The following is a 27000-nucleotide window of genomic DNA, read 5'->3' on the forward strand; positions in this document are numbered from 1 at the left end:
TCGTTCGCGCGGGGCCCGCGCCGGAGGGCGTCCGCGACGGTGCGGGTGTCGAACGCTCATTATTTCACCGGCGCCCCAGCACGTCCTCAGAACATCCCATTGCCGTGCGGGAGGTCTCCGGGGATCGGGGCGATCACGTCCCAGTGCTCGACGATCTTGCCGTCCGCGACGCGGAAGAGGTCGTAATACGCCGCGGGAACGCCGAATTCACCCTCGGACTGCACCAGGACGAACGCACCGTCGGCCACGATCCGGTGCACCTGCTTGTAGACGAGGTTCTTCCCCTGGCTCGCCCACCCGGCGGTCGCCGCGGCGAAACCGTCGAGCCCGTCGGCCGCTTCGGGATTGTGCTGGTCGTACTGTTCGGTGGAGATGTAGTCGGTGAGCACGCTGTAGTCCGCGCCGACGAAGACCTTGTCGGCGAAGTCGGCGACCAGCGCGCGATTGGCTTCGGTCGCGGCCCGGTCGGTGACCTCGGTGGGGCCGTCGGTCTGCGAACGGCCGGAGACGGTCGGAGTCACCAAGGGCGTCAACGCGTCCCAGTGCTCGGCGAGCTTGCCGTCGGCGACGCGGAACAGGTCGAACCCGACCAGCGGCACCGGCCCGAACCCGTACCAGGTGCCGTGCACGGCGACCAGGTCGCCGTCGGCGAGGATGCGCGCCCGTTCGTAGCGGAAGTCCGCGGGCAGGCCCGCCACCAGGGTGCGCAAGGCATCCGGGCCGTCCGCGGCCAGGCTGCTGTGCTGGCGGTAGTCCGGGGCGACCCAGCGGTCCACGGCCGCGGGATCGCGATCCCCGAACAACTCGGTCAGCGCGGTATCGACGATTTCCAAGGGGGTCATGCGAGTTCCTCTCGAGGGTTCTTCTGTGTCGGGTAGGTCGCTACCCGGGATCGATCCGATCGCGTGAAAGAACCGGATATACCTGTTCAGATTAGGAATCGAGAGCGTCGGTGGCGAGGTGTCCCGAGGTCGCCCGATGGTGAAAAACGGACAGCCGTCACGTCGGCTCGCGCAGCGACGCGCGGAACGCGATCGGCGTGCGGCCCGTCCGGTGCCGGAAGAACTTCGTGAAGTTGGTGGGGCTGTCGAATCCGAGCGCGGTCGCCACCTGGGCGCTGGTGCGGTCGGTGTGGGCGAGCACGCGCTTGGCTTCCAGGAGCACGCGCCGGTCGATGAATTCCTTCGCCGAGACGCCCGTCGCCGCGGCGGTGGCGCGACTGAGCGTGCGCGGCGAATAGCCGAGCCGGTGGGCGTAGTCGGCCACGCGATGGGAGTGCCGGAAGCCGGCTTCGACGGCGTCGCGGAATCGGCGGAAGGTGTCGTTCGGTTCCCCCTCGGCCCGTGTGGGGGCGGCGAACCGCAGGCGCAGCAGCAACGCGGCCAGCAGGCCGCGCAACGCCATGGCGTGCGCGTCGCCGGGCAGCGGACCGGGCGCGGCGGCGGAGGAGGCGAGCAGGGGCGCCGTGGTGCGCAGCAGCGTGTGCTCGGCGGGTTCGGGCCGGAACAGGGCGGCGGCGAACCGATCGTCGAGTTCGGCGGCCGAAACCGTTGCCGGGTCGGGGAATTCCGGTTCGAACAGCACCGCGACACCCTCGGCGGCGGACACGTCGCCCCACTGGTGCACCTGTTCGGGACGCACCCACAACCAGGTGCCCGGCACCAGGCGGTGCGTCTCGAAGTCGACCACGTGCGCCACGGCGCCCTCGGACACGGCGACGAGCAGGTGAAAGCTCAGGCGCTGCGGTGCCGACAGCTGCCGCGGGTGCGCGCGTTCGCGCAACTCGCGCAGGGTGATCACCTCGACGCCGCGCGGCCGTCCCGGCGGCGCGGCGAAACCGACGTCGATGACGCCGGGCGGGCGGGCCTTTCGCGTGTCGGCCATGACGACCCGTGATGCTACCGCCCGTCGGCCGGTGGATTCCCTACGTCTGCGGCAGATCCAGGTCCGCCATTTCCTTCTCGATCGCGTTGGCGGCGAAATCGACGCCCCGCGAACGTAATTCGTGGACGCGGCGCTGGAGCGCCTCTATTCCACCCGGTTGGGCCGCGATATCGGCCACACTGATCCGCCCCTTCGGCCGGTGCATACCCTTGTTCTCCCCGTACGCCACCGTGATACCTCCTGCCTGTCACGCATCATGCGCGCGGTCGCGCGGCCGGTTTCGGCGGCCGCGAAACTGCGGGCATGCAGGCAAAATGTTATCAGCCGTTCCTGTTGGACACTTGATCAGTGTGCGATGTATCACACCTGCTTGGCGGTCCGGTGGTTCGCCGTGTTGTGCAGGTAGACCGCGCCGTTGAGGCGGATGCCGTCGCGCTCGGCCTCGCTCAGTTCGCGCCGCACCTTGCCGGGCACGCCGGCGACGAGGGAACCGGGCGGGATCTGCGCGCCCTCCGGGATCAGCGCGTTCGCCGCGATCAGGCTGCCCGCGCCGATCACCGCGCCGTTGAGCACGGTGGCGCCCATGCCGACCAGCACATCGTCGCCGACGGTGCAGCCGTGCAGGATCGCGTTGTGCCCCACCGACACCCCGCTGCCGACGGTGAGGGGGAAGCCGGGGTCGGCGTGCAGGACGCATCCGTCCTGGATGTTGGTGCGCGCTCCGACGCTGATCTGCTCCAGATCGCCGCGCAGCACGGCGCCGTACCACACGCTCACCTCGCCCGCGAGGCGCACGCGCCCGATCACGGTGGCGTTCGGCGCCAGCCACGCGCTCTCGTCGACCTCCGGCGCGAAGCCACTGATCTCAATCCTCATGGGGGCAACCTAACCGGCGGAGCCGAACCGGCACCGCGCGGCCCGCGTGCGTCGAACGGCCGGGGCCGTTTCACGTACGCCGCGCGACGGAGTCGAAGTGGCGCGGAAGCGATGGCCCCGGGGTGCCGCAGCTCCCGGGGTGCGGCGCCCGCGCGCCGTCGTGGCCAAGCGCGAGTGGGTGGGCGACGATGGCGGTATGAGGATCGGAGTACCACGGGAGGTCAAAGAGCAGGAGTTTCGGGTGGCGCTCACCCCGGCGGGGGCCGGGGAACTGGTGCGCCACGGCCACGCAGTGGTGGTCGAGTCGGCGGCGGGCGTCGGGTCGGGTTTCGGCGACGGCGCCTACGCCGCGTCCGGGGCGGAACTTGCCCCGGACGCGGACGTGGTGTGGGGCACGGCCGATTTGGTGTTGAAGGTGAAAGAGCCCATCGCGCCGGAGTATTCGCGGATGCGCCGCGACCAGGTGCTGTTCACCTATCTGCACTTGGCGGCGTCGAAGGAGTGCACCGACGCCATCCTGTCGTCGGGAATCACCGCCATCGCCTACGAGACGGTGCGCGCCGCCGACGGATCGCTGCCGTTGCTCGCGCCGATGAGCGAGGTCGCGGGCAAGCTCGCGCCCCAGGTGGGCGCTTACCACCTGATGGCGCCGCTCGGCGGGTCGGGCGTGCTGCTCGGCGGGGTGCCGGGGGTGCGGCCCGCCGAGGTGGTGGTGATCGGCGGCGGCGTCGTGGGCAGCAGCGCCGCGTCGGTGGCGTCGGGCATGGGCGCGCGGGTGACGGTGCTCGACACCAATCCGGTGCGGCTGCGGGAACTCGACGCCCGCTTCCACAGCCGGATCACCACGGTGTCGTCCAACGCCGCCGAGGTGGAGAAGGCTGTGCTCGGCGCGGATCTCGTCATCGGATCGGTGCTGGTGCCCGGCGCGCGGGCGCCGAAACTGGTCACCGAGGAGATGGTGGCCGGGATGCGGCCGGGCTCGGTGCTGGTCGACATCGCCATCGATCAGGGCGGATGCTTCGAGGGATCGCGGCCGACGACGCACGCGAATCCGACCTACCGCGTGGCGGATTCGCTGTATTACTGCGTCGCGAACATGCCGGGCGCCGTCCCGCACACGGCGACGGTGGCGCTCACCAACGCCACCCTGCCGTACGTGCGCGCGATCGCCGACCAGGGCTGGCAGGCGGCGTGCGTCACCCACCCCGACCTGGCGCGCGGGCTCACCGCCGACGCCGGCGAACTCCTGTCCAGGGAGGTCGCCGCCGCCCACGGCTATCCGGTGGCCGCTCAGGCCTCCGGCGCGTCCTGATCGAGGAACCAGGGCTGTCCGCCCTCGGTAGGCAGGTCGCGCAGCTTGTCCGGGTTGCGCACCACGTTGATGGCGACGATGCGGCCCGCGTCGACGGTGAACGAGAACACGCCGACGTGGGTGCCGTCGAACACCACCAACCCGGCTTCGCCGTTGACCAGCACCGAGCGGCTCCACGCGCCCTGCGCCGACGGCGCGTGGTACCAGCCGAGCAGCAGCTTGGCCACGATCTCCGCGCCGTGCACCGGCTTGCGGACGGCGGGCACCTTGCCACCGCCGTCGGCGGTGAGGCCGACGTTCTCGTCGAGCACGCCGAGCAGGGTGTCCAGATCGCCCGAACGCCAGGCCCGCGAGAACGCCGACACCACCCGCTCGTGTTCGGCGGGTGAGGCGGGGAAGCGCGGAGTGCCGTCCTCCACGCGTTTGCGGGCACGCGAGGCGAGTTGGCGCACGGCGGCCGGCGTGCGGCCCACCACCTGCGCCACCTCGGGACCGCTCATGCCGAACACGTCCTGGAGCACGAACGCGGTGCGCTCGGCGGGGGAAAGGGATTCGAGCACCACCAGCAGCGCGGTGGTGACGCGCTCGTCCTGCGTGACGCGATCGGCGGGATCGTCGGAGGTGGTGATCTCCGGCTCCGGCAGCCACTCCCCGACGTACTGCTCGCGCCGCGCCCGCGCCGACCCGAGGTGATCCAGCGCGAGCCGCCCCGTGACGGTGCTCAGCCAGGCCCGCAGATTCTCGATGCCCTCGACCGCGCCGGCTTCGTGCTGTCGCTGCAACCGCAGCCACGCCTCCTGCACCACGTCGTCGGCGTCGGACAGGCTGCCCAGCGTGCTGTAGGCGAGCCTGCGCAGGTAGGGGCGGTGCTCCTCGAAGCGGCGCGCCAACTCGGCCGCGTCGAGGGGGCCTGCTTTCTCGGAGTTCATGGGGACCACCGTTTCCGATCTCGACTGGGTACGCGAGGTAGACGACGCGCGGACGGCGAGTGTGACATTCGGTGGCCGGCGGGCGTCGTGGCGGGCCGGTCCGCGGCACTGCCGTCTTGGTCTCCGTGCACGCGCCGACGGCGATGCCGACCTATCCGACCCGCCCGCGGCGCGAGAGGCGCCGGAGGACAACGGGGATCGCGTACGCCACGGCGGCGGCGAGAACGACCGACGCCGCCTGGACCGCCTCGGACATGCGGACCGCGCGGCGCAGGTCGGGCACCGTGGGCGCGGGGCCGTCGCCGAGGGTGGGGCGCAGTTCGGTGCCGTGGCGGTAGCGGGTGGGCCCGCCCAGGCGGATGCCGAGCGCGCCCGCCATGGTGGCCTCGACCACGCCGGCGTTGGGGCTGGGGTGGTGCGCGGCGTCGCGGCGCCAGGCGCGCAGCGCGGCGGCGGGGCGGCCGCCGGCGAGCGGCGCGAGGACGGCGGTGAGCACGCCGGTGACGCGGGCCGGGATCAAGTTGGCGACGTCGTCGGTGCGGGCGGCGGCCCAGCCGAAGCGCAGGTACCGGTCGTTGCGGTAGCCGACCATGGCGTCGAGGGTGTTCACGGCGCGGTAGCCGAGCAGGCCGGGCACGCCCGCCGCCGCGCCCCACAGCAGCGGGGCGACGGTCGCGTCGGAGGTGTTCTCGGCGATGGATTCCAGTGCGGCGCGGGCCAATCCGTCGGCGTCGAGGACGGCGGGGTCGCGCCCGCACAGCGCGGGCAGCAACGCGCGGGCCGCCTCGACCTCGCCGGACTCCAGGTGCCCGGCCATGGTGCGCCCGACGCGGGCCAGGCTGGTGCCGCCGAGCACGGTCCAGGTCGCGAGCGCGGTCGTCACCACGCCGCCGCGCCGCAACACCGCGCCCACCCCGGCGACCGCGCCGACCGCGATCACCTCGTGCAGCACGCCCGCCGCGCGCCGGTCGGCGTAGGTCGTCGACTCCAGCGCGCTCGCCGCCGTGCCGAAACCGGCGACCGGATGCCATCGGCGCGGATCGCCGAACGCCCGGTCCAGCGCGAATCCGAGCAGCAGACCGGCGGCGGTCGAGATCCCCGTGTGCACCCGGCGAGAGTAGCGGGCGGGGCGGTGGCGCCAGCGCGCCGGCTACGCCGATATCGGCTGGGAGACCGTCGCACGCCTCGGCCTCGACAAGGAGTACGTCGACCGCGACGCGCACCGCGAACTCGCCGTCCGCATCGCCGCCCACGACGCCGACGCGCACCGCCTGCTCGGCCGGCTCGTCGACGCCCTGGAGCTCCCGGAAGACCGAGCCGTGTCCGACCTCAGCGGCGGCCGTAGCGGTCGGCCAGGCGGGATGCGGTGGTCGGCGGCGCGGGCTCGGCGGGTTCGGTCGCGGTGGCCTTCGGTGCGGCAGGCGCCTCGGTGCGGCCCGCCTTCTCCCGGCGGCGTTCCCGCATCTCGGCATACACGAAGTACCCCAGGCCGAGCGGTGCCATGATGCCGAACGCCAGCCACTGCAACCCATACGACAGGTACGGTCCGGCGTCGAGCTGGGGGAGCGGGACGGGGCTGAAGGCGGCGGGCTGGCCTTCCGACAGTTGGAGGTAGCCGCCGCGCTCACCGGTGGGGATCGGGGTCAGCGACAGCGCCATCACCTGCGCGGCCTGACCGGTGTCGATCGAATACACCTGGCGGAAGCCGTCTTCGGTGAGCGGCACGCGATCCGGGCTCACCCCTTCCGACACCCGGATACGACCTTCGATCCGCTGCGGACCGGCCGGCGGTTCGGCCACCGGCGGCGGTTTCGAGGTGCCCTCCACGCCCGCGACGAGTCCGCGATCCACCAGCAGCTCCCGGCCGTCCTCGAGCCGGAACGCCGAGAGCACGGCGTACCCGGGAGCGCCGTTGAGATGCCGCAACCGCACCAGCACCGTCGAATCCGGCACGAACGTGCCCGACGCGTTCACCCGCCGCCACTCGTTGTGCGCTTCGGGATCGCTGTCGTCGAGCACCGAGACCACGTCGACCGGGTCGGCGCGCACCGAGTCGGCGATCAGCTGGTTGCGGTGCTCGGTCTCGGTGTTCTTGCCCAGCTGCCACGGCGCGAGCACCGTGAAGCACATATAGGCGAACCCCGCCACCACCACGGCCAGGATCAGCCAGCTCGGGCGCAGCAGGAACGTGAGGCGGCGCATCACGGCCGCCCGTCCGCGGCGGACAGGGGGTCGAGGTCCAGCGCGGCGCGCACCCAGTCCAGCAGGCCGGGGATGGCGGCGGCGATCTGGTCGTGGACCTCTTCGAAGTCGGCGGTCGTCCCGTAATAAGGGTCCGGCACGTCGGGGCCGTCGGCGCGAGGGTCGAAGCTGCGCAGCAACCGGCGGCGGTCCGACGGCACGCCGAGGCGGGCCAGCTCGCGTTCGTGCCCGCGATCGAGCGCGACCAGCAGGTCGGCGTCGCGGTGCGCGGGGCCGATGGCGGCCGCGACGTGCCCGGTCGGGTAGCCGTGGCGGCGCAGCGTGGCGGTGGTGCGCGGGTCGGCGTCGTCGCCCGCGTGCCAGGAGCCCGTGCCCGCGCTGGACACCCGGACCAGGTCGGCCAGGCCGGACTCGTCCAAGTGGTGCGCGAACATCTTCTCCGCCATCGGCGAACGGCAGATATTGCCGGTGCAGATGAACGCGACGGACAGACGGGCTCGCTCCATCAGCACTCCCGCTTCCCGGACCCGGCGACGACCACACGCAGCTCACCCACGACAGCCATTCTGGCCGGTCCGCCCCCGCGCGCGCCACGTAGGGTGTGGTGCCGTGCCCTCCGACACAGTCGACCACGCGCTGCTGCGCCACCACGGCGACGTGGACGCGCGGCCTGGCATGCTCGATTTCGCCGTCAACGTGCGGGGTTGCGCGCCGCCGGACTGGTTGCGCGCGCGGCTCGCCGCCCGCCTCGCGGACCTGGGGCGCTACCCGGACGCGGGCGAGGAGCTGGCCGCCCGGGTGGCCGTGGGCGAGCGCCATCGCCGCGACCCGGACGACGTGGTGCTGCTGGCGGGCGCGGCGGAGGGTTTCGCGCTGCTGCCGAAGCTCGCGCCCCGGTTGGCCGCCGTCGTGCATCCCTCGTTCACCGAGCCCGAGCTGGCGTTGCGGGAGGCGGGGGTGCCGGTCACCCGCGTGCTCCTCGAGCCGCCGTACGTGTTGGACCCGGCCGCCGTGCCCGAGGACGCGGACCTGGTGGTGGTCGGCAACCCCACCAATCCGACCTCGGTACTGCACCCCGCGGCGTCGTTGCGTGCGCTGCGCAGGCCCGGCCGCGTCGTGGTGGTGGACGAGGCGTTCATGGACGCCGTCCCCGGCGAACGCGAATCCGTCGCGGCGGACCCCGGGTTCCTGGTGCTGCGGAGTCTCACGAAGACGTGGGCGCTCGCGGGCCTGCGCTGCGGGTACTTCCTCGGCACCCCCGACCTGCTCGCCCGCCTCGCCCACGGCCGCCCCCACTGGGCGTTGGGCACCCTCCAATTGGAGGCGTTCCGCGCGACCGCCGAACCGTCGGCGGTCGCGGAGTCGCACCGCCTGGCCGAGGAGATCGCGGTCGAGCGCGAGGCGATGGTCGCGCGCCTTTCGGCCCTCGGCGTGGACGTCCACACCCCCGCCCACGGGCCGTTCCTGCTGCTGCGCGTCCCTGACGGGCCCGCAGTCCGCGCGCATCTGGCCGCGCACGGGATCGCGGTCCGCCGCGCCGATACGTTTCCGGGGTTGAGTGTCGACCACCTCCGCGTCGCGGTGCGGGACGCTGCGGCGGTCGACCGGTTGTGTGCCGGGCTCGGGGCCGTGCTGCGGTCGGGTTAGGGCCGAACTGCACCGCCCGGGGGACTAGTGGTGTGGGAGGCCGCCGGGGTCGACCGGTTGTGCCGGGCTCGGATGCGTTGCGGTCACGGAATCATCGAGTCCACGACGATCCGATGGCGCCGTGTTCTGTGTGCTCGAGGCCGGCGCATGGCGTTGCTACTGCCGGTCTCCGTCGAGCACCCCGATCCCGTCCCGGTGCGCGCCGATATCGTGGGCTGACCGTCCGCCCCGCGCGGTCGGTGGTGTGCCGGATCGGTGACGAGGGAAGGCGGGTGCGGCGTGGCGACGCTGGCGGAGCTCATCGGGGTACTGGATGCGGCGTACCCGCCGCGGCTGGCGGAGTCGTGGGATTCGGTGGGGCTGGTGTGCGGGGATCCGGGCGACGAGGTGCGGCGGGTGTTGTTCGCCGTGGACGCGACCGCCGAGGTGGTCGAGGAGGCGATCGACTGGCGCGCGCAGGCGCTGGTGGTGCACCATCCGCTGCTGTTGCGCGGGGTGGACACCGTGGCCGCCGACACCCCGAAAGGCGCTCTGCTGCACCGGCTCATCCGCTCCGGGTGCGCCCTGTTCACCGCGCACACCAACGCCGACTCCGCCGACCCCGGGGTCTCCGACGCGCTCGCCGCGGCGCTCGGACTCACCGTCACCGGTCCGCTGGAAGCGAAACCCGAAGGCCCCGTGGACAACTGGGTCGTGCAGGTGCCGCGCACCCACACCGACGCGGTGCTCGACGCGCTGTTCGCGGCGGGCGCGGGCGGTTCCGGGCACTACCGCGACTGCGCGTCGCGGGCGGATTCGATCGGCCAGTTCCGGCCGCTGCCCGGAGCGGATCCGGCGATCGGCTCGATCGGGGAACTCGAACGGGTACAGGAGGATCGCGTCGAGGTGATCGCGCCGCCCTCCCGGCGCGCCGCCGTGCTCGCGGCGCTGCGGGCGGCGCACCCGTACGAATCGCCCGCCTACCACGTCACCGAGCGCGCCGAACTGCCGTCCGCCCTCGGTCTCGGCCGCATCGGCACCCTGCCCGAACCGGAATCCTTGCGCGACTTCACCGCTCGCGTCGCGGCCGCCCTCCCGCCGACGGTGTGGGGTGTGCGCGCGGCGGGCGATCCGGACCGTGTGATCCAGCGGGTCGCGGTCTGCGGCGGCGCGGGGGATTCGTTCCTGAACACCGTGATCCGCCGCGGCGTCGACGCCTACGTGACCTCCGATCTGCGCCACCACCCGGCCGACGAGCACCTCCGCAAGAACGGTCCCGCCCTCGTCGACGCGGCGCACTGGGCCACCGAGTTCCCCTGGTGCGCCCAGGCGGAAGGGTTTGTGCGCGAGGCGCTCCCGGATCTGGAGACCCGGGTGTCGACCTTGCGAACCGACCCGTGGACGGTGGGTGCCGAGGGCTGAACCAGGCGGAACCGGAACTACTACCAGCGCGGTGGTATGCGGACGCTCTCGTCATCGTCCGAATCCACGAGGCCGCGGGGAACGGTCCCCCCGGTCGACGTCGTGGTATCCGTGCCGGTGCCAAGTGGGTTGTCCCGAGCCTCCGAGGAGGACCTGGGCCCGAATCGCCGTCTCGCTGTCGCGCCCGGAAGCCGAGCGCGACAGCGGAAGGCGGATGAGCCGGTCTGTAAGCCGGGTCCTGTCCCCGGTTCGCACCGGGTGGCGACCATCCATCTGGGCACACCGTCACCGGGTACCTCGAGCGGCCCACCCGCAGGCTCGGGCGAGCAGCCCTCGAACACCTGCGCAGCCGCACTCTCGCGAGTGCGGCCTTCGGCCTTGCTCCGGGCGGGGTTTACCTAGCCGCCCCGGTCACCCGGGGCGCTGGTGCGCTCTTACCGCACCGTTTCACCCTCACCGCACGGCCCCGAAAGGCCGTGGGCGGTCTGTTCTCTGTGGCACTGTCCCGCGGGTCACCCCGGGTTGCCGTTAGCAACCGCCCTGCTCTGTGGAGCCCGGACTTTCCTCGGCGCCGGGCAGCGGCACAGCGTGCCCGTTCCCGTCGCCGCGGTCGCCCGACCGACTCATCCGCGCGCACCAGCGTACCCCCGCGCACCGCCCCGTCCCCTACGCGCCCGGTCGCGCCAGTACGGTAATGGCTCATGGAACGTCTCGAGGTCAGTTTTCCCTCCGGCGGCCAGCAGTGCGCCGCCTGGCTGTACCCTCCCGCAGGCGTCCCCAAGCCCCGGCCGCTGGTGGTCATGGGGCACGGTCTGGGGGGCACGCGGGAAATGGGGTTGGACAGGTACGCACGCCGGTTCGCCGCGGCGGGAATGGGGGTGCTGGTGTTCGACTACCGGCATTTCGGCGCCAGCCAGGGCGACCCCCGGCAGTTGCTGCACATCGCCCGCCAGCGCGAGGACTGGCGCAACGCCATCGCCTACGCCCGCACCCTGCGCGGTTTCGACAAGACGCGGATCGCGCTGTGGGGCACGTCCTTCGGGGGCGGGCACGTGCTGTCCGTGGCGCCGGAGGACGACTACATCGCCGCGGTGGTCGCGCAGGTGCCGTTCACCAGCGGCTGGGCCTCGACGTGGGCGAAGGGGCCGACCAGCGTGGTGAAGGTGGCCACCATCGCCGCCACCGATCTGCTCGTGGGACCGTTGCGGCGCAAGCCCGTTCGGGTGCGGATCGCCGGGCGCAAGCGCGCCGCGGCGCTGATGAGCGCACCCGACGTACCGGAGGGTTACGGACGGCTGGCCGAGGAGAGCGAGACCTACGAGCCGAAAGTGTCCGCGCGCGCGGCGTTCTCGGTGCTGTTCGACAAACCGGGCCGCTACGCCAAAGCGCTGAAGATGCCGGTGTTCTACGCCGTGGCCGACGACGATTCGGTGGCGCCGCCCAAGCCGACGCTCAAGGCGGCCGAGCGCACCAAGCACGCGGTCGTGAAGCGGTATCCGGTGGGGCATTTCGACGTGTACTTCGACGACGTCTTCGAACAGGCGGTGTACGACCAGACCGAATTCCTGGTGTCGGTGCTGCGTCCGTGAGTCGGGCGCCCCGCACGGCCGGTGGGTCGCGCGGGGTATCCTGAGGGAGTTCGTTTCTCGACTCCGTCGATGGCCCCGATGCGCCGCGAAGCATCGTCGACGTGAAAGCTGTTGTCTCCCTAGGGAAGGGCATTCCCGTTCGTTCGTGACCGCCGCGCGGGTGCGGACCCGCCCGGAACTGCGCAAGCAGCGCAGGCAGCGTTCCCACGGGTGCTGGAACCATCTCATCGCCGCACCGCTGTGGCCCAAGCACGGCGTGAATCTCGGTACGCTGCTGCGCACGTGCGACGCCGTGGGTGCGTGCTTGGCGGTGCCGCGGTATCCGTGGATCCCCGACGCGCTGAACCAGGGCAACACTCTGCGCCACCGCCAGTGCGTGCACTGGGTGCACGGCCGCGCCGATCGCTGGCTGGCGCGGCAGCGCGCGAGCGGGTCGGCGATCATCGGCGTCGAACTCACCGACGAATCCGTCCGCCTCGCCGACCTTCCCGTCGCCCGCGGGCGCACCGTCATGCTGCTCGGCCACGAAATCGACGGCATCCCACCGGAAGCGCTCGAACTCACCGACACCGCCGTCGAGATCCCCATGGTCGGCACCGGGCACAGCCTGAACGTGGCGGTGGCGGGCAGCCTGGTCCTCTACAAGCTCGCGGGACTGAGTTGAATTGTTCTACCCCCTGGACGAATTCACCGCCGCGGCCCTGCGCGGGCACGCGGCGGTGAACGGTGTCGGAGCGGATCAGAAGGGGCGGAATCCCGCGCCCAGGCCGCCTTCGGCGTTGATGGCGGCCAGCACCACGTCGATCGGCGCGAAGTACGCCGGCGAGTGGACCGGGTTGCCCTGACCGGTGCACGGCACGTCGAAGCGGATGCCGGCCAGCCCGGTCAGCCTGCCCTGGTTCATGCCGACCAGTTGGTCGCCGACCGTCACCGGGCCGCCGGAATCACCCGGCTGCGAGCACGCCTGGTTGAGCGTGATGGTCTCGTCCAGATTGCCCCACACCACGCCGCAGCCCGCGCCGCTGGTGCGTCCGTTGGAGCACACGGTGGTGCCGGGGCCGGGGGTGGCGCCGATGCCGTTGATGGTGGTGCCTCCGACGGTGCGCACCGGCGCGACCTTGTCGCGATCGAAAACGAGGACCGCGATGTCCAGGTTCTCCCCGTTGTCGGAGTAGGCGACGATACCGACGGCGCCCGCCTCCAGCGCGTGCTCCGCGCCGAGCAGGGTGCCCTCGGGGGCGCAGTGGCCCGCGGTGAGCCCGACCAGCCGATCGGCGTTGTCGTAGCCGATCGCGGTGAGCGAGCACGCGGAGTCGTTCGCGAACACGAGACCGGATCCGCCGCCGAGCGCCACCTTCTCCGGGGCGGCCTGCGCGACGCCCGCCGCGCTCACGCCGACACCCGCGATGACGGCCGCCACGGCCGCCATCCACCTGAACCTCACAGCAGTTACTCTCCTTCTCGCAAACCGTTGACCGACAGCGGTCGCCGACCGTCACTCCGGTCACGCACCGATCCCGGCCGGGGAACACACGTTGCCATACCGGGGGCGGCGTGAGCCGGTGAATTACTTTCCCCCGCGTGTGGCTACCGATGGGCAAGCGATGCATCGGGTCCGGCGCGGCGGGCCGCAAGCGCTGTGTGCCGAGCCACAGTACCCGTTCATTCAGGGGGTCGTGCGCACCGGGGACGCCTCGGCCGCCCAACGCTCCCGACCGGCCATCCGCCGTGCAAACCGCGCTTTGCGCGGCCACTTTCCGAGACCGGCATAGGTTCAGTCCAGATACGACGTGTCGTTGACCAGACGAACCGAGGACCCGCCGTCCGGATAGAACTCCGCGATCGACAGCGACGCCAGATCCAGATGCAGCCGGTACAGCAGCGACGGCCCGACGCCGAGCGCCAGTTGCAGGAGGGTCTTGATGGGTGTCACGTGGCTGACCAGCACGATATTGCTGCCCGCGTACAGGCCCGTGAGATCGCGCCGCACCGCCTCCACGCGCTCGCGCACCGCGTCGAAGCTCTCGCCGCCCGGCGCGGGCACCGACGGGTCACCGAGCCAGCGGGCGTGTAGTTCCGGGTCGCGCTCGGCGGCCTCCCCGAAGGTGAGCCCTTCCCATTCGCCGAAATCGGTCTCGATGAGTCCGTCGTGGGTGTGCACGGGCACGCGCAGTGCGGCGGCGGCCGCTTCGGCGGTCTCCCGCGCGCGGCCGAGCGGGGAGCTGATCACGGCGGCGATACCGCCTTTGGCCGCAAGCATTTTCGCGGCGCGGTCGGCTTGGTCTTGGCCGAGGGGAGTGAGAGCGGGGTTGCCGCGGCCCGAATAGCGGCGCTGCACAGAGAGTTCCGTCTGGCCGTGGCGGAGCAGGAGGAAGCGCGTGGGGCGGCCGAGGGCTCCGGTCCAGCCGGGGGACGTGGGGTTGACTGCGGCGGTGCGGTCACGATCGGCCGCGGCATCGTCACCGTAGGAGACGGTGACACGCTCAGTGTTCGGCGGTCGGGAGACGTCCCAGGTACCCGGCGCCGGTGCGACGCCTTCGCCGGCATCGGAGTCGATGGTTTCGCCGGATTCTCCGCCGCTCGCGGTGCGTTCGGCCGAATCCACGTGGAAGCGCGTTGTTTTCGGCTCGCGAGAGACACCGGCGCTCGTTCCCGTATCGGTCGGCGCGTGCCCCGCGTCGCGGGCCGTGCGCACCTCGTCGACCAGGGACGCGTCGTCCATGGCCTCGTTGGCGAGGCGGTCGGCGTGGGAGTTCTGGGCGCGCGGGATCCAGGCGAAGGTGACGCGGTCGAAGCCGGTGACCAGGCGGCGGGCCCGGTCGGCGAGCGGAATCATGGCCGCGTGCTTGACCTTCCAGCGGCCCGACATCTGCTCGACCACCAGTTTGGAGTCCATCCGCACCGACACGATGCGCGCGCCCAGTTCGGCCGCCGCCTCCAAACCCGCGATCAGGCCGCGGTATTCGGCGACGTTGTTCGTCGCGACACCGATGCTCTCGCGCCGCTCCGCCAGCACCGTCGCGTGGTCGGCGTCGAACACCACCGCGCCGTAGCCGGCCGGGCCGGGATTGCCGCGCGAGCCGCCGTCGGCTTCGACGATGACCTGCTCGTGGCTCACGCCACCGCCTCGATCACAGACCGGATTCCTTGGTGCGGACCAGGATCGCGCCGCATTCCGGGCAGCGCACCACCACGTCGGGCGCGGTCTTCGCGATGCGGGCGATCTCGCCGCGATCCAGTTCGATCCGGCACGCACCGCACTTGCGGGCTTGCAGCAGCGCCGCGCCCACGCCGCGCTGGGCGCGCTGCCGGTCGTAGATCGCGAGCAGTTCCTCGGGGAACAGCGGCACCAGGTTCGCGCGGTCGCCCTCGCAGCGGCCCTGCGCTACGTCCAGATCGGCCAGCGCCTCGTCGCGGTGGCGCTGGGCCTCGGCGAGTTCGTCGTCGGCCTTGCTCAGGCGCGCGCCCGCGTGGTCGTGGTCGGCGGCCGAGGCCTCGCGGCGCTCCATCACCTCGAGCAGTTCGTCCTCCAGCACGCCGCGCCGCCGCTCCAGGCTGCCGAGTTCGTGCTGGATCTCCGAAAGCTGTTTCGCGCCAACCGAACCCGCGGTGAGCATGCCGCGGTCGCGCTCCTCGCGCTTGCGGACCGCCTCGATCTCGCCCTCCAGCTTGCGGATGTCGCGGTCGAGGTCGTCCAGCACGATCTCCACCGCCACCGCGGCGTCCTTGAGCTCGTTGCGCTCGCCTTCGAGCCGGGCCACCTCCTGCTGCTCGGGCAGGACCGTGCGCCGGTGGGCGATCCGCGTCAGCTCGGCGTCGACGGAGGCGAGCTGGAGCAGCTTGGCCTGGATCGGTGGTTCGACATTCAACGCGAACAAACTCCTGAACACTGTGGACGGTGGGGCCTCCGCCGGGCGGCGAACACCAGTGCTCAACCGTACCGCGACTGCCGGGTGGGTGGTGCCGAGGCGGGGACGGATGTCGGTGGTCGAACATACGGGCGATTCAGTGGTGCCCGCAGCGGCTATGGTCAGTCGACCGGGCGCGTTTTGATGGCGTCGCGCGAGATATAGACGTCGTACTCGCCCGGGGTGGCGATGACGGCGTTGCCATAGGCGGAGCGAACAAAAGGTGCGGTCCACCATTTGCCGTCGCGCATGTCGGCGAAGAAGTCACGATCGTCGCCGTTGAGGAAGATGTGGTCCTGGGAAGTCGCGGCACCGTCCAGGTTCTGCCCGTAGAGGCGGCTGACCTTGTACCCGGAGTGGAAGCCCAGGGCGTTCACCCACGGCTCGAGCTCGACGATATTGGCTTGCAGCACCCACAGGTCACCCTCGACGCGGAAGGTCTCGCGGCGGTCGGGTGCGCCGTCGTCGTAGAGGGTGAGGTCGACCTGGAGTTGTCCGTCCTCGGCCTCGCTGACGACCACGTGCGCGGCCTTGATCTCCCCCGTGAGTCCGAGATAGGTCTGCATCAGGGTCGCCACCCACAGCAACACCACCGCGACCATCAGCAAGCCCGCCCCACCCGCCCCGCGCCCGAGCACGGCCTTCGCGCCCTTCTTGCGCATGCGCGCGATCGCCGAGATCAGCAGCGCGACCCCGACCAGGATCAGCAGGATCAGGCCGATCTGCACGATCCCGAAATCCACCGGGAAGTTCATGCGCTAGTTGTACCCGCTCCCGGCGTTCCGAGACAGGTGAAGTGCGAGCGACTTTCGCGGACACACCGCGACACGCCGCGCGGGATACGTTGCGGGGACGGGGGTTTGATAGGCGGGTGGTCACCACGGTGTCGATGCGAAGTGAACCGACCAGTCGTGTTGCGCGCCAGGTGAACCCGATGGGTTCGGGCAGAACCAGGGGAACGGCGTTGCCGGGAGAGCACGCCGCCGCGGCGACGGGCCTTACACGTGCGGACGTTTCAGCAGATGTACTTCGCGATATTGAAGATGGCGAGCGCCTCTTCCTTCGACGCGGCCACGTCGCCGGATTTCGTGCGGTCGACGATCGCGTTCACGGTGTCGTCCTCGGACTTGCCGCCGTCGATGTCGGCGCAGGTGCCGGTGAGGATGTCGGCGATCTCGGCATCGGTGCGGCCTTCGGCCAGCTTCGGAAAGGCGCTGCGGTAGCTCACCACGAAGGTGCCCGCCTTGATGTTGTCGGGCACCTCGACCCCGCCGGGCTGATCGGCGACCGAGGAGGCGGCGGGGGCGGAGGTCGCCGCGGCCTCGCCGGTGGCCGTGTCGTCCCCGTTGCAGCCGACGACGAGCAGGGCGAACAGGGTGGTGCTGACCGCGAGGGCGGCGGAAGTTCTTGTCACGGAGCGGGATGCTAACCGGCCCGGTGGAAAGTCGCCTCCCGTGCGGTGAACGGAAGGCGACCGGTGTGTGGCGGCGCTCGAGGCTAGGCCGCCGGGTCGATCATGAAGACCTTCGCCCAGTACGCGGCCTGCTCGGGACCGAGCAACGGCAGCAGGTAGTCGAAGAGGATCGATGACATCAGTGCAGTACTCCCAGTTCTCGACGTACGGGGCCCGGAATGGGACAGGCGAGACGCGCGTGGCCCGCGGCCCCGGGACCGAACCCTAGCAGCCGGGCGCGACACGGCGAGCCGGGCCGGGCGATTCGTCCGGAACTGGCCCAGACCGTGACCGACGTCATAAAGTAGTCGCCGTTGGCACGGTCCGGCGCCGGGGAGCCCCGGGCCGATTTCACCCTCTATCCCGGAAGCAGGTCTCAACTCTATGCGGGTAGTTCGTTCATTGGTCGCCGGCGCGCTCGTCGCCGGAGCCGCATCGCTCTTTGCCGTGCTGGGCGCCGGTTCGGCCAACGCGGTCGCGGTGACTCCGCTCCCCGGCGGTGTGCAGGTCGACCTCAGTCCGGCCGACACCAAGTGGGTGGCCGACACCCGCTTCGGTCTCACCGTCGCGGGACTGCCGCATCCGTCGGCGCCCTCGTTCGGTGAGGCGCTGGATGCGGCGGCGGCACTCTCCTCGACCTACCCCACCGGGCGGGTCACCTTCACGGTGTTCGGACCGTTCCACGAGCTCAACGGCACGATGCTGGCCTTGCAGTAACGTATCGTCCGTGGAACTGCACCAGCGGATCACCTCGGCGCCGGTCGATTTCGGCGCTATCCGATCCGAATTCGGTCTGGCCTCGGCGTATCCCGCCGAGGCCACCGCGGAAGCCCGCGGCGCGCGTGACGCGTTCGCGGGCGACCGGATCGATCGCACCGACCTCGCGTTGGTGACGATCGATCCCCCCGGAGCCATGGATCTCGACCAGGCCCTGCATATCGAGCGCACGGACTCCGGTTTTCTCCTGCATTACGCGATCGCCGATGTCGGCGCCGTGATCCACCCCGAGGGCGCGCTCGCCAAAGAGGCGGGCACCCGGGGTCAGACCTTCTACCTGCCCGACGGCACCGTGCCGCTGCACCCCGAGGTGCTCTCGGAAGGCGCGGCCAGTCTGCTGCCGGACGTCGACCGGCCCGCCGCGCTGTGGACCATCGAACTCGACGAGCACGGCGAACCCCAGCACTACTCCGTCGCCCGCGCGCTGGTGCGCTCGCGCGCCCGGCTCGACTACGCGGGCGTGCAGGCCGACGCCGACGCGGGCCGCCTGCACCCCTCGATCGCGGCGCTGCCGGACTTCGGCACGCGACGGATCGAGGCGGGTATCGCGCGCGGCGCGATCGGCCTGCGCCTGCCCTCGCAGAGCGTGATCCGCGACGACGCGGCCGACGGCCACTGGCGGCTGGTGCTGGAGCCGCGCACCGCCGCCGACGACTGGAACGAGCAGGTCTCGCTGCTCACCGGGATGTGCGCGGCCCGGATCATGCTGGACGCCCCCGACGACGGACAGCGCATCGGCCTGCTGCGCACCATGCCGCCGCCCGCCGAGTCGGCGGCCGAGTCCATGCGCCGCACCGCCGCCGCGCTGGGCGTGCCGTGGCCCGCCGACCAGTCCGTGGGGCGGATGCTGGCCGGACTCGATCCGAACACCCCGGCCGCGCTGGTGCTCATGTCCGAAGCCACGAGTTTGCTGCGCGGCGCCACCTACACCGTGGTGAACGGGGAGCTGCCCGGCACCCTCGAGCACAGCGGGATCGGCGCGCCCTACGCGCACGTCACCGCGCCGCTGCGCCGCCTCGCGGATCGCTTCGCCCTCGAGGTGTGCCTGGCGCGCTGCGCGGGAACCGAAGTGCCGCAGTGGGTTCGCGAGGGCCTGAGCCCCACCGCCGACACCATGAAGCGCACCGACGGCGTCGCGGGCAAGGTGGACCGGGCCTGTATCGACCTCACCGAGGCGACCCTGCTGGCCGCGCGCCCCGGCGGCGTATACGACGCGATCGTGATCCGCGAGGCCAACGGCAACCGCCCGGCCGAGATCTTCATCGCCGACCCGCCCGTGCTCGCGCCGTGCGAAGGGTCTCCGCCCGAAGGCGCCACCATCCGCGCCCGCCTCACCACGGCCGACCCGGTCACCCGCAAGGTGTCGTTCACGGCAGAGTGAGTTCGGTTGCCGCGGCGGGTGTTCAGCCTGCGGTGCCCCCGCCGCTCATCGACAGTCGATCATGCGACGCGGTGACGTGCCGCACGAGGGACATAGCGAGCGCGGCACGTCCCGGTGGGAAAGGTACGCCAGGGCGCTCACTTCAGGCGCTCGTTCACAGAGCCCGGTCCACATCGGGCGGCGGATCCGCCCGCGCGTCACTCGGCGTCCAGGAGCGCGGCCGCGGCGGCCGGGTACTTCTCCAAAGTCGCGTCGGCCGCGGCGTTTTCGGCATCCGCCAAGCGCTGATACACGGCCCGGTCCTCGCCCGCCGCCTCGGCTTCGGCGGCCCGCTCCAGGATCGCCTCGGCGGACTCGACGGCGTCGCGGTGGTCGCCCAGCACCGTCTGCAAGCGCTTGGCGCGCGAGCCCAGGCTGCGGGCCGCGTCGCCGAGGACGGGCTCGGCGGCCTCGCAGGAATAGCGTAAACGCTTGGCGCTCTTGCGGATATCGTGCAGCATCTCGATGCGCTCGTCCTCGGGGACGGTCGGCTCGCTGCGGATCAGCGCCTCCACCCGGTCCCGGTCGCGGCGCAGCACGATGCCGAAGAACTTCGACGAGGCCACCGCGGCCCGCGCGGAACGCAGCGGCGGCTTCTCGCGCCACCGCGAAAGTTCCTCCCGCAGCGCGCGATAACGTTCGCCTTCCAGCGCGGTGAGGATCTCGGCGTGCGCGGCGGCGTAGCGGTCGCGTTCGGCCGTGACCAGTCGCGCCGTCACGGAGTCGGGCGCGTCGGCGCCGTGCACGGCGAGCAGATCGCCGAAGCGTTCGGCGCGCACCTCGGCGTCGCGGGCCACGCCGAGCAGGCCGGCCAGCCATTTGAGTTCGGCGCCCATCGTGGCCGCCGGCTCCTTGCGCAGCAGGCTCCGATAGGAGCGCAGCACGCTGCGCAGGCGCCGGGTGGCCACGCGCATCTGGTGCACCGAATCCCAAGCGTCCCTGCGCACTTCGGGCTCGGCGGCGAAGAGGCGGTCCACGTCGTCACGCAGGGCGGCGGTGAGGGCGGCGCCGGCGTCGGGGGCCACGGGTCAGCCCGCCTTGGCGAAGCGGTCGGTGGCCTCGACCAGGTGGTGCACGATGCCGGGTTCGGTGGCGGCGTGCCCGGCGTCGTCGACCAGGTGCAGCGTCGAGGCGGGCAGCGCCCGGTGCAGATCCCACGCGTTCACCGCCGGGCACACGATGTCGTGGCGCCCGTGCACGATGACGGTGGGAATGTGCGCGATGAGAGGTGCGTCCCGCAGCAACTGGCCCTCCTCCAGGAATCCGCCGTTGCGGAAGTAGTGGTTCTCGATCCGGGCGAAGGCCAGCGCGAACCGCGGCTCGCCCGTCTCCTCGACCCGATCCGGTTGCGGCAGCAGCGAACTCGTCGACCCCTCCCACACCGACCAGGCGATCGCGGCCGCGGTGGCGACCTCGGGATCGGGGGAGTGCAGCAACCGGTGGTAGGCCTCCACCAGATCGCCGTCGCGCTCGGCCGCCGGGATCGGCGCCAGGTACTTCTCCCACTCGTCGGGGTAGACGTAGCCCGCCGCGCCGTTGTAGTACCAGTCGATCTCCTTGCGCCGCAACAGGAAGATCCCGCGCAGCACCAGTTCGGTCACCCGCTCCGGGTACCGCTGCGCGTACGCCAGCGCGAGCGTGGAGCCCCACGATCCGCCGAACACCTGCCAGCGCTCGACGCCGAGATGCGTACGCAGCGTTTCGATATCGGCCACCAGGTGCCCGGTGGTGTTGTGCTCCAGGCTCGCGCCGTCGGCGATGTGCGGGGTGGACCGGCCGCAGCCGCGCTGGTCGAACAGCACGATGCGGTAGGCGCTCGGGTCGAAGAACCGGCGCTGCAACGGCGAGGTGCCCCCACCCGGCCCGCCGTGCAGGAACACGACCGGTTTGCCCTCGGGGTTGCCGCTCACCTCCCAGTGCACGGACTGGCCGTCACCCACGTCGAGCAGGCCGGTCTCGTACGGCTCGATCGGCGAGTAGAGGGGGCGGCGCATCAGAGACCGACCACGATCGAGGCCAGGTCGGGCGTCTCGAGCGCCTCGATGGCCTGCTGGTGCACGTCCGGGCAGGACTCGAGGGTCACGGTGTCCACCACGGACTTGTTGCCGAGCACGTCGATGCCGTGCTGCAGACCCCACGGGTGCACGATCAGGTTCAGCCCGACGCGGCCGAGCGTGGGCCCCTGCACGCGGAAGTTGGACAGTTCCGGGCGGATCGCGTCGCACAATGCGGTGGCGGCGGCGTCGCTCACCTCGGGGGCGGGCTTCGCGGTGGTCGCGCTCGGGGTGGTGGCGGACGCGGGCGCCGAGGTGGTGGTGTCCGAGCTGCCGGTGGGGTTCGGATCGCCGGAGGTCCCGCAGGCGGTGAGCGCGGCCGCGGTGACCGCGACGGCCGCGAGGAAGGCGGCGCGGGGGAGCGCGGCGCTGCGTGGAGTCCAACGGGTGTGCGGCATCGGTACCTCTGGTCGTCTCGGCTGGGTCGGTTCCGCCCCCTGCCGGGGCGAAACTGTCGGCATCGAGTCTGCCATCCTTCGCCGCGAACGGGTCTCAGCGAAAGTTTACCCGCAGTTCATCGACCAGTTCCTCGACGAAGCGGTCCAGCCGTGATCCCGCCACGTCGAGCGTGCGCCACGGGTGCAGCGCGACCAGGGGCGCGAGGCGTTCGGCGAGCGCGATCTCGGCGTCGGTGACCTCACCGCGGCGGCGCCAGCGTTCTACGTAGTCCGCGCGATAAGGGCTGTGCAGCAGCGTCTTCGAGAGGAACGGGTGGGTGAGCACGGCGTCGCCCCAGTCGAACAACCGGGTGCTGCCCGCGAACACGTTGCCGGGACGTAGGTCGTTGTGTTCCACGCTCAGCCTGCCGAACGCCGCCAGCTCGCCCGCCGCGTCCTCGATGCGGCCGCCGAGTCCGGGCGCCCGGTGTTCGAAGTCGCGGTACACCGAGATCAGTTGTGCGGGAGGAAGATACGGCGTTCCCGTGGCGCGCAGATGGTCCACGTGCGCCGACAGGGTGTGCTGGAGATCGGCGTAGGAGCGCACCACGGTGGACCACACGGCGTCACCGCCGCCGGTCGCGCCACCATCGCGGGTCAGCAGCCAGCCCCGATCCGGTTGCACCGCAAGGGGTTCGGGCACCGCGTCCGGGCACAGCCGTGCGATCTCGGCCAGCAGCGGGCCCTCGTGGGCGAAGGCGCGCGCGTTCGCCTTCAGCCACATCGTGCCCGCCGTGGTCGGAATGCGCGCGAGCAGTGACCACGGACGCCGTCGCGTCTCCTCGGCCGCACCCGTGCACTCGATGCCCTGCGCCTCGAGCTCCGCGCGGGCCCAGCCCACCAGCGGCGCGAGCGGCCGGCCGAGCAGCGTGACGGGGGCGTCCACCACCCGGTCGGCCGTCGTCACGCGCTCAGAAGGTGTGCTCGGGAGCGGGGAACACGCCGCGCGACACCTCGTCGGCGTAGGTCGCGGCCGCCTCGCGCAGCGTGTCGCCCACCGCGGCGAACCGCTTGACGAACTTGGCGGTCTTGCCGCTGGTGTAGCCGGCCATGTCCTGCCAGACCAGCACCTGCGCGTCGCACTCCGCGCCGGCGCCGATGCCGACGGTCGGGATGGTCAGCTTGCGGGTGACCTGCCCGGCCAGTTCGGCCGGCACCATCTCCATCACCACGGAGAACGCGCCCGCCTCCTGCACGGCGATCGCGTCGGCGATCAGCTGCTCCGCGCCGTCGCCGCGGCCCTGCACCCGGAAACCGCCCAGGGTGTTGACGCTCTGCGGGGTGAAGCCGATGTGCGCCATGACGGGGATGCCCGCCGCCGTGATCAGCGCGATCTGCTCGGCGACCCGCTCGCCGCCCTCCAGCTTCACCGCGTGCGCGCCGCCCTCCTTCATGAACCGGGTGGCGGTGGCCAGCGCCTGCTGCGGGGAGGATTCGTAGGTGCCGAACGGCAGATCGGCCACCACCAGCGCGTGCGGTGCGCCGCGCACCACGCCGCGCACCAGCGGAATCAGCTCGTCCACGGTGACCGGCACCGTGGTGTCGTAGCCGTACACGACGTTGGCGGCGGAATCGCCGACCAACAGCACCGGGATGCCCGCTTCGTCGAACAGCTTGGCGGTCGAGTAGTCGTAGGCGGTGAGCATGGCCCACCGCTCACCGGCGGCCTTCCTCTGCTGCAGATGCGTCACCCGCGTCTTGCGCCGCGTCTTGCGCTCGGCAGGTGCCGCACCGTAGGCAGGGGTTTCCGAATCGGATACGGACATCGTCGTCCCTTTCGTCTGTGTCGCCTCGAGGCCCTGACCGGGTCCCCGGGTTTTCTGACGCTTTTAGTCTGCCACCGGGCCCGACGCCGAATAAGAGGCTTCGCCGGTGCGATTTCTCACACGAGCGGGTACGTCCTGGGCCGCGGGCCGCCGAGCGGGGTGTTACTTTTCACCCGATCCACGCGGCGCGCTCGCGTGGATCGTCACGCAGAGTGCCCGCGTCGAGCGGGTGGGGAGTGGGAGCGCAACTGTGATCGAGCCACCGTCACCGACGGATCCGACGGTGATCGGGCGCTACCGGGTGCTCGGCGTGCTCGGCGCGGGCGGAATGGGGCGCGTGTTGCTCGGTGCGGGCCCGGACGGCCGCTTCGTCGCGATCAAGCAGATCCATCCGCACCTGGTCGAGGACGCCGAGTACCGTGCCCGATTCGAACGTGAGATCACCGTCTCCATGCGGGTCTCGGGCGCGTTCACCGCCGCGCTGGTCGACTATCGGCTGACCGGTCCCGCGCCCTGGCTGGCATCGGTGTTCATCCCCGGAATGCCGCTGGACCGCGTGGTCGAAGAACTCGGGCCGCTGCCCGTGCCCGCGCTGCGCGTACTCGCCAGCGGATTGGCTTCGGCGCTGCACTCCGTCCACGGTACCGGGCTGATACACCGGGATCTCAAGCCCGCCAACGTGATTCTCGCGGCCGACGGCCCGCGGGTGATCGACTTCGGTATCGCGCAGTCCGCCGAGGGCGGCGTGATCACCGAGGTGGGTTCGCTCATCGGCTCGCCCGCCTACATGTCGCCGGAGCAGGCGACGGGCGAAGCGATGACCGGCGCGAGCGACGTCTTCTCGCTGGGGTCGCTGCTGTTCCTGGCCGCGACCGGGGAGAGCCCGTTCGCGGCGGCCTCGGTGGCCTACACCATGTTCAATATCGTGCACCGGGAAGTGGAGCTCGACCGGGCGCCCGCCGAGCTGCGCGCGCTGTTGAGCGGGTGCCTGGCCAAGGACCCGGCCGATCGGCCCACTCCCGCGCAGATCCTCGATCACCTCGGCGTGCTGCCCGCGCGGGCGCGACCCTGGCCGGAGGCGGTGCACGCCGAGATCGAGCGGCGCACTCGTAGCCTGTCGATCCTCGTCGCCGATCCGGACGCGACGCACGCCATAGCGTCGGCGCCGCTGGGCCCGCCGCCCTCGCCTACACGCCGCCACCGGGGGCTCGTCATCGGGGTGGCGGCCGCGGTCCTGGCGCTGGTCGCGGGGGTGACGGCCGTCGCCCTGCGGAGCACCGGCGACGCGCCCGCGACGGCGGAGGGCCCGGCGGCGCAACTGCCCGCCGTGGAACGCTGGCGCGGCGTCGACGCCTGCGCCTGGTTGCTCGACGCGCTCGGCCCCGAGCTGCCCGCCGACTCGGTGGGCGCCGAGACCACCACCGACTCGTGGGTGTGGCAGCCCGGCCCCGCGTGGGGCTGCGAGGGCTCGTCGTCCGCGGGCAGGCTGAACGTCGAACTCGGCGCGGCCACCGACCGGTTCGTCGACAGCGGGGGGACCACGGCGGGTCTGCCGCTGCTGCGCCGCGAGGGTGACTGCGCCGTCGCGGTGGACGGCGGGGCCACACCGCGACTCGGGCTGGTCGTGACCGGCTCGGGCCGCGCGTGCGGGCTGACCGAGTACACCCTCGAGCGCTTGCTGGGCGCGCTCGACCGGCTGCCGGCTGATCCGGGGATGACCACGCTGGCGTCGGTGGATCCGTGCTCGCTGGTGGGCGAGGCGGAACTGGCCGCGCTGGGTGCGATGGGGCCGGGCGCGCCGCTGTCGGCGCACCAATGCGAGTGGGTGGGCGAGTCGCGCCTGCGGGTCACGCTCGCGCTGACCCGCAGCTCGTCGCTGCCGGTGCTCCCCCGGTACGTGGACCTCGGTGGCGGTGTACTGGTGACGCGGGACGACTACGACGGCGCGGACACCTGCACACTGCTGTTCCGATTCCGCCCGGTGGGGGAGACCTTCGTCGAGACGGTGACCGTGCGCCTCCAGTCTCCGGCGCGCTCGCGCGACGACCTGTGCTCGATCGCCGACGGCGTGGTGAAGCCCGTCGTCGGCCGCTTGCCCTCGGCATGAGTCGTCGCGTGTCGAGAATCGGTGGTAGCTTCACGATGTTTTCACGGGAGGAGTGGTCATCACGGTGGCCGCTGGGGAGGGGAATCGTGCGGTACCGGTTGCGCTGTGTCGCGGCGCTGCTCGCGCTGACCGTCGGCACGGTGGCGTGTTCGTCCGGGACCGGCCCGGTCGCGAAGCACGACTACCCGTCGCAGGTGGTCCCCGGCGACTTCGACGACGCGCCGAGCCTGGGCAGGGGCATGCTCGTCGAATCGTTGCGCCTCGGTGAGCACCTCCCCTTCGCCGACGGCATCGATCCCGATCTGACCGAGGGCAGAGGTGGCGGTGTGATCGCCGACCACACCGGGATCACCGACCTGCTCTCGGGCGTGCAGCGCACCGCGCTGATGGACTTCGACGTGTACGCCGGATTCGGCGCCATCGCGGGCAACACCGAGCGGCACAACGAGCAGGCGAACAAGTGGCTGTCCATCGCGATCCTCGCGTTCGCCGACGAGGAGACCGCGCGGCGGGCCGCCACGGCGATGGAGGAACAGGATTTCACCGCCAACACCGAGAACGCCCGCATCGCGGTCCCCGGATTCCCCGCCGCGCTGACCCACTGGCGGCCCGGCATCCCGACCGTCGGCAGCTGGCTGGTGTGGCGCAACCACGTCATCCGGGTCTACGCGAAGGTCATCGATCCGGTCGAATCCGCGCTGGCCGACGTGGTGGCCCGGACCTACGCCGCGCACCTGGCCGAGCTGGCGGACTTCACCCCGACACCGGTCACCGATCTGCCCGCGCTGCGCCTGGACCCCGACGGGATGCTCACCCACCTGGTGAAGACCGCCGACTACGTCCCCGACCACCGCCGGTTCGCCGTGTACGGGCCGCGTGCCATGGCACTGCTCAACGACCGGCCGAGCGAGAACCTGCGGGAGTACACCGATCACGGCGTGCGCGCGATCGCGGTCTCGCACAACAAATTCCTGTACCGCGCCACCGACGCGGCGTCGGCCGCGGCCTACGCCGAAGCGGGCAGGGCGCGCATGACGACAGCGAATTATGCCGAGATGGCAGGCCCACCCGGGACGCGTTGTGTGCGGGCGTTGCGCCCGGCGGTGCGGACGATCGAGGCGCGGCGTTTCGGCTGCCAGATCGTGCACGGTGAATTCGTGGCCCAGGTATTCGGCATCGACGAGACCGATACCCGCGCGCTCGCGCGGGCCCAGCGATCGGTCCTGTCGGAGTGGTGA

27 protein-coding genes and 1 other RNA gene are annotated in these 27000 nt (G+C 71.7%); 9 read left to right on the top strand and 19 right to left on the bottom strand.

Annotated features, from left to right (window positions below; all coding sequences use genetic code 11):
- Positions 1 to 86: 86 nt before the first annotated feature.
- The 4 genes from OHB21_RS23075 to OHB21_RS23090 form a co-directional block, all read right to left on the bottom strand.
- Positions 87 to 842, bottom strand: coding sequence for a nuclear transport factor 2 family protein (locus tag OHB21_RS23075; protein ID WP_067514651.1), 756 nt, complete (start codon positions 840 to 842; stop codon positions 87 to 89).
- Positions 843 to 999: 157 nt separating this feature from the next.
- Positions 1000 to 1884 carry a helix-turn-helix transcriptional regulator gene (locus OHB21_RS23080; protein ID WP_195126055.1) on the bottom strand — a complete coding sequence of 295 codons (885 nt, stop codon included), beginning with the start codon at positions 1882 to 1884 and terminating at the stop codon, positions 1000 to 1002.
- Between the two features lie 40 nt (positions 1885 to 1924).
- Positions 1925 to 2113 carry a hypothetical protein gene (locus OHB21_RS23085; RefSeq protein WP_067514655.1) on the bottom strand — a complete coding sequence of 63 codons (189 nt, stop codon included), beginning with the start codon at positions 2111 to 2113 and terminating at the stop codon, positions 1925 to 1927.
- Between the two features lie 131 nt (positions 2114 to 2244).
- Positions 2245 to 2760, bottom strand: coding sequence for a gamma carbonic anhydrase family protein (locus OHB21_RS23090; protein WP_067514657.1), 516 nt, complete (start codon positions 2758 to 2760; stop codon positions 2245 to 2247).
- Positions 2761 to 2956: 196 nt separating this feature from the next.
- On the opposite strand from OHB21_RS23090, the gene ald reads away from it, so the two are divergent.
- Complete coding sequence (gene ald / locus OHB21_RS23095) at positions 2957 to 4072, top strand: alanine dehydrogenase (RefSeq protein ID WP_195126054.1); 1116 nt, start codon at positions 2957 to 2959, stop codon at positions 4070 to 4072.
- Here ald and sigJ read toward each other — a convergent pair.
- The 4 genes from sigJ to OHB21_RS23115 form a co-directional block, all read right to left on the bottom strand.
- Positions 4051 to 5001, bottom strand: a complete 951-nt coding sequence (gene sigJ / locus OHB21_RS23100) for an RNA polymerase sigma factor SigJ (RefSeq protein WP_067514659.1) — start codon at positions 4999 to 5001, stop codon at positions 4051 to 4053. The genes ald and sigJ overlap by 22 nt on opposite strands.
- A 151-nt stretch (positions 5002 to 5152) precedes the next feature.
- Positions 5153 to 6109 (bottom strand): cobalamin biosynthesis protein, encoded by a 957-nt coding sequence (locus OHB21_RS23105; RefSeq protein WP_195126053.1) that lies wholly within the window; start codon positions 6107 to 6109, stop codon positions 5153 to 5155.
- A 221-nt stretch (positions 6110 to 6330) separates the two neighbouring features.
- A complete protein-coding gene (locus OHB21_RS23110) occupies positions 6331 to 7203 on the bottom strand; it encodes an SURF1 family cytochrome oxidase biogenesis protein (protein WP_067511357.1) in 873 nt (290 codons plus the stop codon).
- Complete coding sequence (locus tag OHB21_RS23115; RefSeq protein ID WP_067511373.1) at positions 7203 to 7709, bottom strand: low molecular weight protein-tyrosine-phosphatase; 507 nt, start codon at positions 7707 to 7709, stop codon at positions 7203 to 7205. Before OHB21_RS23115 ends, OHB21_RS23110 begins: the two co-directional genes overlap by 1 nt.
- 103 nt (positions 7710 to 7812) lie before the next feature.
- Here OHB21_RS23115 and cobC point away from each other — a divergent pair, with 103 nt between their 5' ends.
- Positions 7813 to 8850 (top strand): Rv2231c family pyridoxal phosphate-dependent protein CobC, encoded by a 1038-nt coding sequence (cobC, locus tag OHB21_RS23120; protein ID WP_067511356.1) that lies wholly within the window; start codon positions 7813 to 7815, stop codon positions 8848 to 8850.
- Positions 8851 to 9129: 279 nt separating this feature from the next.
- Complete coding sequence (locus OHB21_RS23125) at positions 9130 to 10251, top strand: Nif3-like dinuclear metal center hexameric protein (protein WP_195126052.1); 1122 nt, start codon at positions 9130 to 9132, stop codon at positions 10249 to 10251.
- A 211-nt stretch (positions 10252 to 10462) separates the two neighbouring features.
- On the opposite strand, the gene rnpB is transcribed toward OHB21_RS23125, so the two are convergent.
- An RNA gene (gene rnpB / locus OHB21_RS23130) (RNase P RNA component class A) lies at positions 10463 to 10877 on the bottom strand.
- A 75-nt stretch (positions 10878 to 10952) separates the two neighbouring features.
- Between rnpB and OHB21_RS23135 the strand changes: the two genes are divergently transcribed.
- Together OHB21_RS23135 and OHB21_RS23140 are read left to right on the top strand one after the other, a co-directional pair.
- Positions 10953 to 11840: an alpha/beta hydrolase gene (locus OHB21_RS23135; RefSeq protein ID WP_067511354.1), complete on the top strand. Its 888-nt coding sequence runs from the start codon at positions 10953 to 10955 to the stop codon at positions 11838 to 11840.
- Positions 11841 to 11985: 145 nt separating this feature from the next.
- A complete protein-coding gene (locus OHB21_RS23140) occupies positions 11986 to 12504 on the top strand; it encodes a TrmH family RNA methyltransferase (protein WP_067511353.1) in 519 nt (172 codons plus the stop codon).
- Between the two features lie 75 nt (positions 12505 to 12579).
- Here OHB21_RS23140 and OHB21_RS23145 read toward each other — a convergent pair whose 3' ends face one another.
- The 5 genes from OHB21_RS23145 to OHB21_RS23165 form a co-directional block, all read right to left on the bottom strand.
- Positions 12580 to 13269, bottom strand: a complete 690-nt coding sequence (locus OHB21_RS23145; RefSeq protein WP_067511372.1) for a chymotrypsin family serine protease — start codon at positions 13267 to 13269, stop codon at positions 12580 to 12582.
- Between the two features lie 345 nt (positions 13270 to 13614).
- Positions 13615 to 14958, bottom strand: a complete 1344-nt coding sequence (locus OHB21_RS23150; protein WP_195126051.1) for a bifunctional RNase H/acid phosphatase — start codon at positions 14956 to 14958, stop codon at positions 13615 to 13617.
- A gap of 13 nt (positions 14959 to 14971) precedes the next feature.
- On the bottom strand, positions 14972 to 15709 hold the full coding sequence (locus OHB21_RS23155) for a zinc ribbon domain-containing protein (RefSeq protein ID WP_067511371.1): 738 nt from the start codon (positions 15707 to 15709) through the stop codon (positions 14972 to 14974).
- Between the two features lie 161 nt (positions 15710 to 15870).
- Positions 15871 to 16503, bottom strand: a complete 633-nt coding sequence (locus tag OHB21_RS23160) for a hypothetical protein (RefSeq protein ID WP_067511351.1) — start codon at positions 16501 to 16503, stop codon at positions 15871 to 15873.
- Between the two features lie 260 nt (positions 16504 to 16763).
- Positions 16764 to 17162 carry a hypothetical protein gene (locus OHB21_RS23165; RefSeq protein ID WP_195126050.1) on the bottom strand — a complete coding sequence of 133 codons (399 nt, stop codon included), beginning with the start codon at positions 17160 to 17162 and terminating at the stop codon, positions 16764 to 16766.
- 423 nt (positions 17163 to 17585) lie between these two features.
- Here OHB21_RS23165 and OHB21_RS23170 point away from each other — a divergent pair, with 423 nt between their 5' ends.
- Complete coding sequence (locus OHB21_RS23170; RefSeq protein ID WP_067511349.1) at positions 17586 to 17918, top strand: hypothetical protein; 333 nt, start codon at positions 17586 to 17588, stop codon at positions 17916 to 17918.
- Positions 17919 to 17928: 10 nt separating this feature from the next.
- Positions 17929 to 19359, top strand: coding sequence for an RNB domain-containing ribonuclease (locus OHB21_RS23175; protein ID WP_067511348.1), 1431 nt, complete (start codon positions 17929 to 17931; stop codon positions 19357 to 19359).
- Between the two features lie 197 nt (positions 19360 to 19556).
- Here the strand turns inward: OHB21_RS23175 and OHB21_RS23180 are convergent, their stop codons facing one another.
- The 5 genes from OHB21_RS23180 to panB all read right to left on the bottom strand — a co-directional run bounded on the left by OHB21_RS23180 (position 19557) and on the right by panB (position 23655).
- A complete protein-coding gene (locus OHB21_RS23180; protein WP_067511347.1) occupies positions 19557 to 20423 on the bottom strand; it encodes a CHAD domain-containing protein in 867 nt (288 codons plus the stop codon).
- Positions 20424 to 20426: 3 nt separating this feature from the next.
- Positions 20427 to 21392, bottom strand: a complete 966-nt coding sequence (gene pip / locus OHB21_RS23185) for a prolyl aminopeptidase (RefSeq protein WP_067511346.1) — start codon at positions 21390 to 21392, stop codon at positions 20427 to 20429.
- On the bottom strand, positions 21392 to 21850 hold the full coding sequence (locus OHB21_RS23190; protein WP_067511345.1) for a hypothetical protein: 459 nt from the start codon (positions 21848 to 21850) through the stop codon (positions 21392 to 21394). Before OHB21_RS23190 ends, pip begins: the two co-directional genes overlap by 1 nt.
- Before the next feature lie 94 nt (positions 21851 to 21944).
- The gene (locus tag OHB21_RS23195; RefSeq protein WP_067511344.1) at positions 21945 to 22796 is read right to left on the bottom strand and encodes a hypothetical protein; all 852 of its coding nucleotides are present in this window, start codon (positions 22794 to 22796) and stop codon (positions 21945 to 21947) included.
- A gap of 4 nt (positions 22797 to 22800) precedes the next feature.
- A complete protein-coding gene (panB, locus tag OHB21_RS23200; RefSeq protein ID WP_067511343.1) occupies positions 22801 to 23655 on the bottom strand; it encodes a 3-methyl-2-oxobutanoate hydroxymethyltransferase in 855 nt (284 codons plus the stop codon).
- A 250-nt stretch (positions 23656 to 23905) separates the two neighbouring features.
- Between panB and OHB21_RS23205 the strand changes: the two genes are divergently transcribed.
- Together OHB21_RS23205 and OHB21_RS23210 are read left to right on the top strand one after the other, a co-directional pair.
- Positions 23906 to 25762: a serine/threonine-protein kinase gene (locus tag OHB21_RS23205; protein WP_147265851.1), complete on the top strand. Its 1857-nt coding sequence runs from the start codon at positions 23906 to 23908 to the stop codon at positions 25760 to 25762.
- Between the two features lie 86 nt (positions 25763 to 25848).
- On the top strand, positions 25849 to 27000 hold the full coding sequence (locus OHB21_RS23210; protein WP_067511341.1) for a DUF7373 family lipoprotein: 1152 nt from the start codon (positions 25849 to 25851) through the stop codon (positions 26998 to 27000).

The organism is Nocardia puris (genome assembly GCF_036051655.1).
GTDB classification, from domain to species: domain Bacteria; phylum Actinomycetota; class Actinomycetes; order Mycobacteriales; family Mycobacteriaceae; genus Nocardia; species Nocardia puris.

Coding starts and splice junctions, on each gene's coding strand:
- OHB21_RS23115 (WP_067511373.1), bottom strand. CDS start 7,709: ATGGAGCGAGCCCGTCTGTCCGTCGCGTTCATCTGCACCGGCAATATC.
- panB (WP_067511343.1), bottom strand. CDS start 23,655: ATGTCCGTATCCGATTCGGAAACCCCTGCCTACGGTGCGGCACCTGCC.
- OHB21_RS23145 (WP_067511372.1), bottom strand. CDS start 13,269: ATGGCGGCCGTGGCGGCCGTCATCGCGGGTGTCGGCGTGAGCGCGGCG.
- OHB21_RS23110 (WP_067511357.1), bottom strand. CDS start 7,203: ATGCGCCGCCTCACGTTCCTGCTGCGCCCGAGCTGGCTGATCCTGGCC.
- OHB21_RS23170 (WP_067511349.1), top strand. CDS start 17,586: ATGCGGGTAGTTCGTTCATTGGTCGCCGGCGCGCTCGTCGCCGGAGCC.
- OHB21_RS23190 (WP_067511345.1), bottom strand. CDS start 21,850: ATGCCGCACACCCGTTGGACTCCACGCAGCGCCGCGCTCCCCCGCGCC.
- ald (WP_195126054.1), top strand. CDS start 2,957: ATGAGGATCGGAGTACCACGGGAGGTCAAAGAGCAGGAGTTTCGGGTG.
- OHB21_RS23080 (WP_195126055.1), bottom strand. CDS start 1,884: ATGGCCGACACGCGAAAGGCCCGCCCGCCCGGCGTCATCGACGTCGGT.
- OHB21_RS23090 (WP_067514657.1), bottom strand. CDS start 2,760: ATGAGGATTGAGATCAGTGGCTTCGCGCCGGAGGTCGACGAGAGCGCG.
- OHB21_RS23135 (WP_067511354.1), top strand. CDS start 10,953: ATGGAACGTCTCGAGGTCAGTTTTCCCTCCGGCGGCCAGCAGTGCGCC.
- sigJ (WP_067514659.1), bottom strand. CDS start 5,001: ATGAACTCCGAGAAAGCAGGCCCCCTCGACGCGGCCGAGTTGGCGCGC.
- pip (WP_067511346.1), bottom strand. CDS start 21,392: ATGCGCCGCCCCCTCTACTCGCCGATCGAGCCGTACGAGACCGGCCTG.
- OHB21_RS23075 (WP_067514651.1), bottom strand. CDS start 842: ATGACCCCCTTGGAAATCGTCGATACCGCGCTGACCGAGTTGTTCGGG.
- OHB21_RS23160 (WP_067511351.1), bottom strand. CDS start 16,503: ATGAACTTCCCGGTGGATTTCGGGATCGTGCAGATCGGCCTGATCCTG.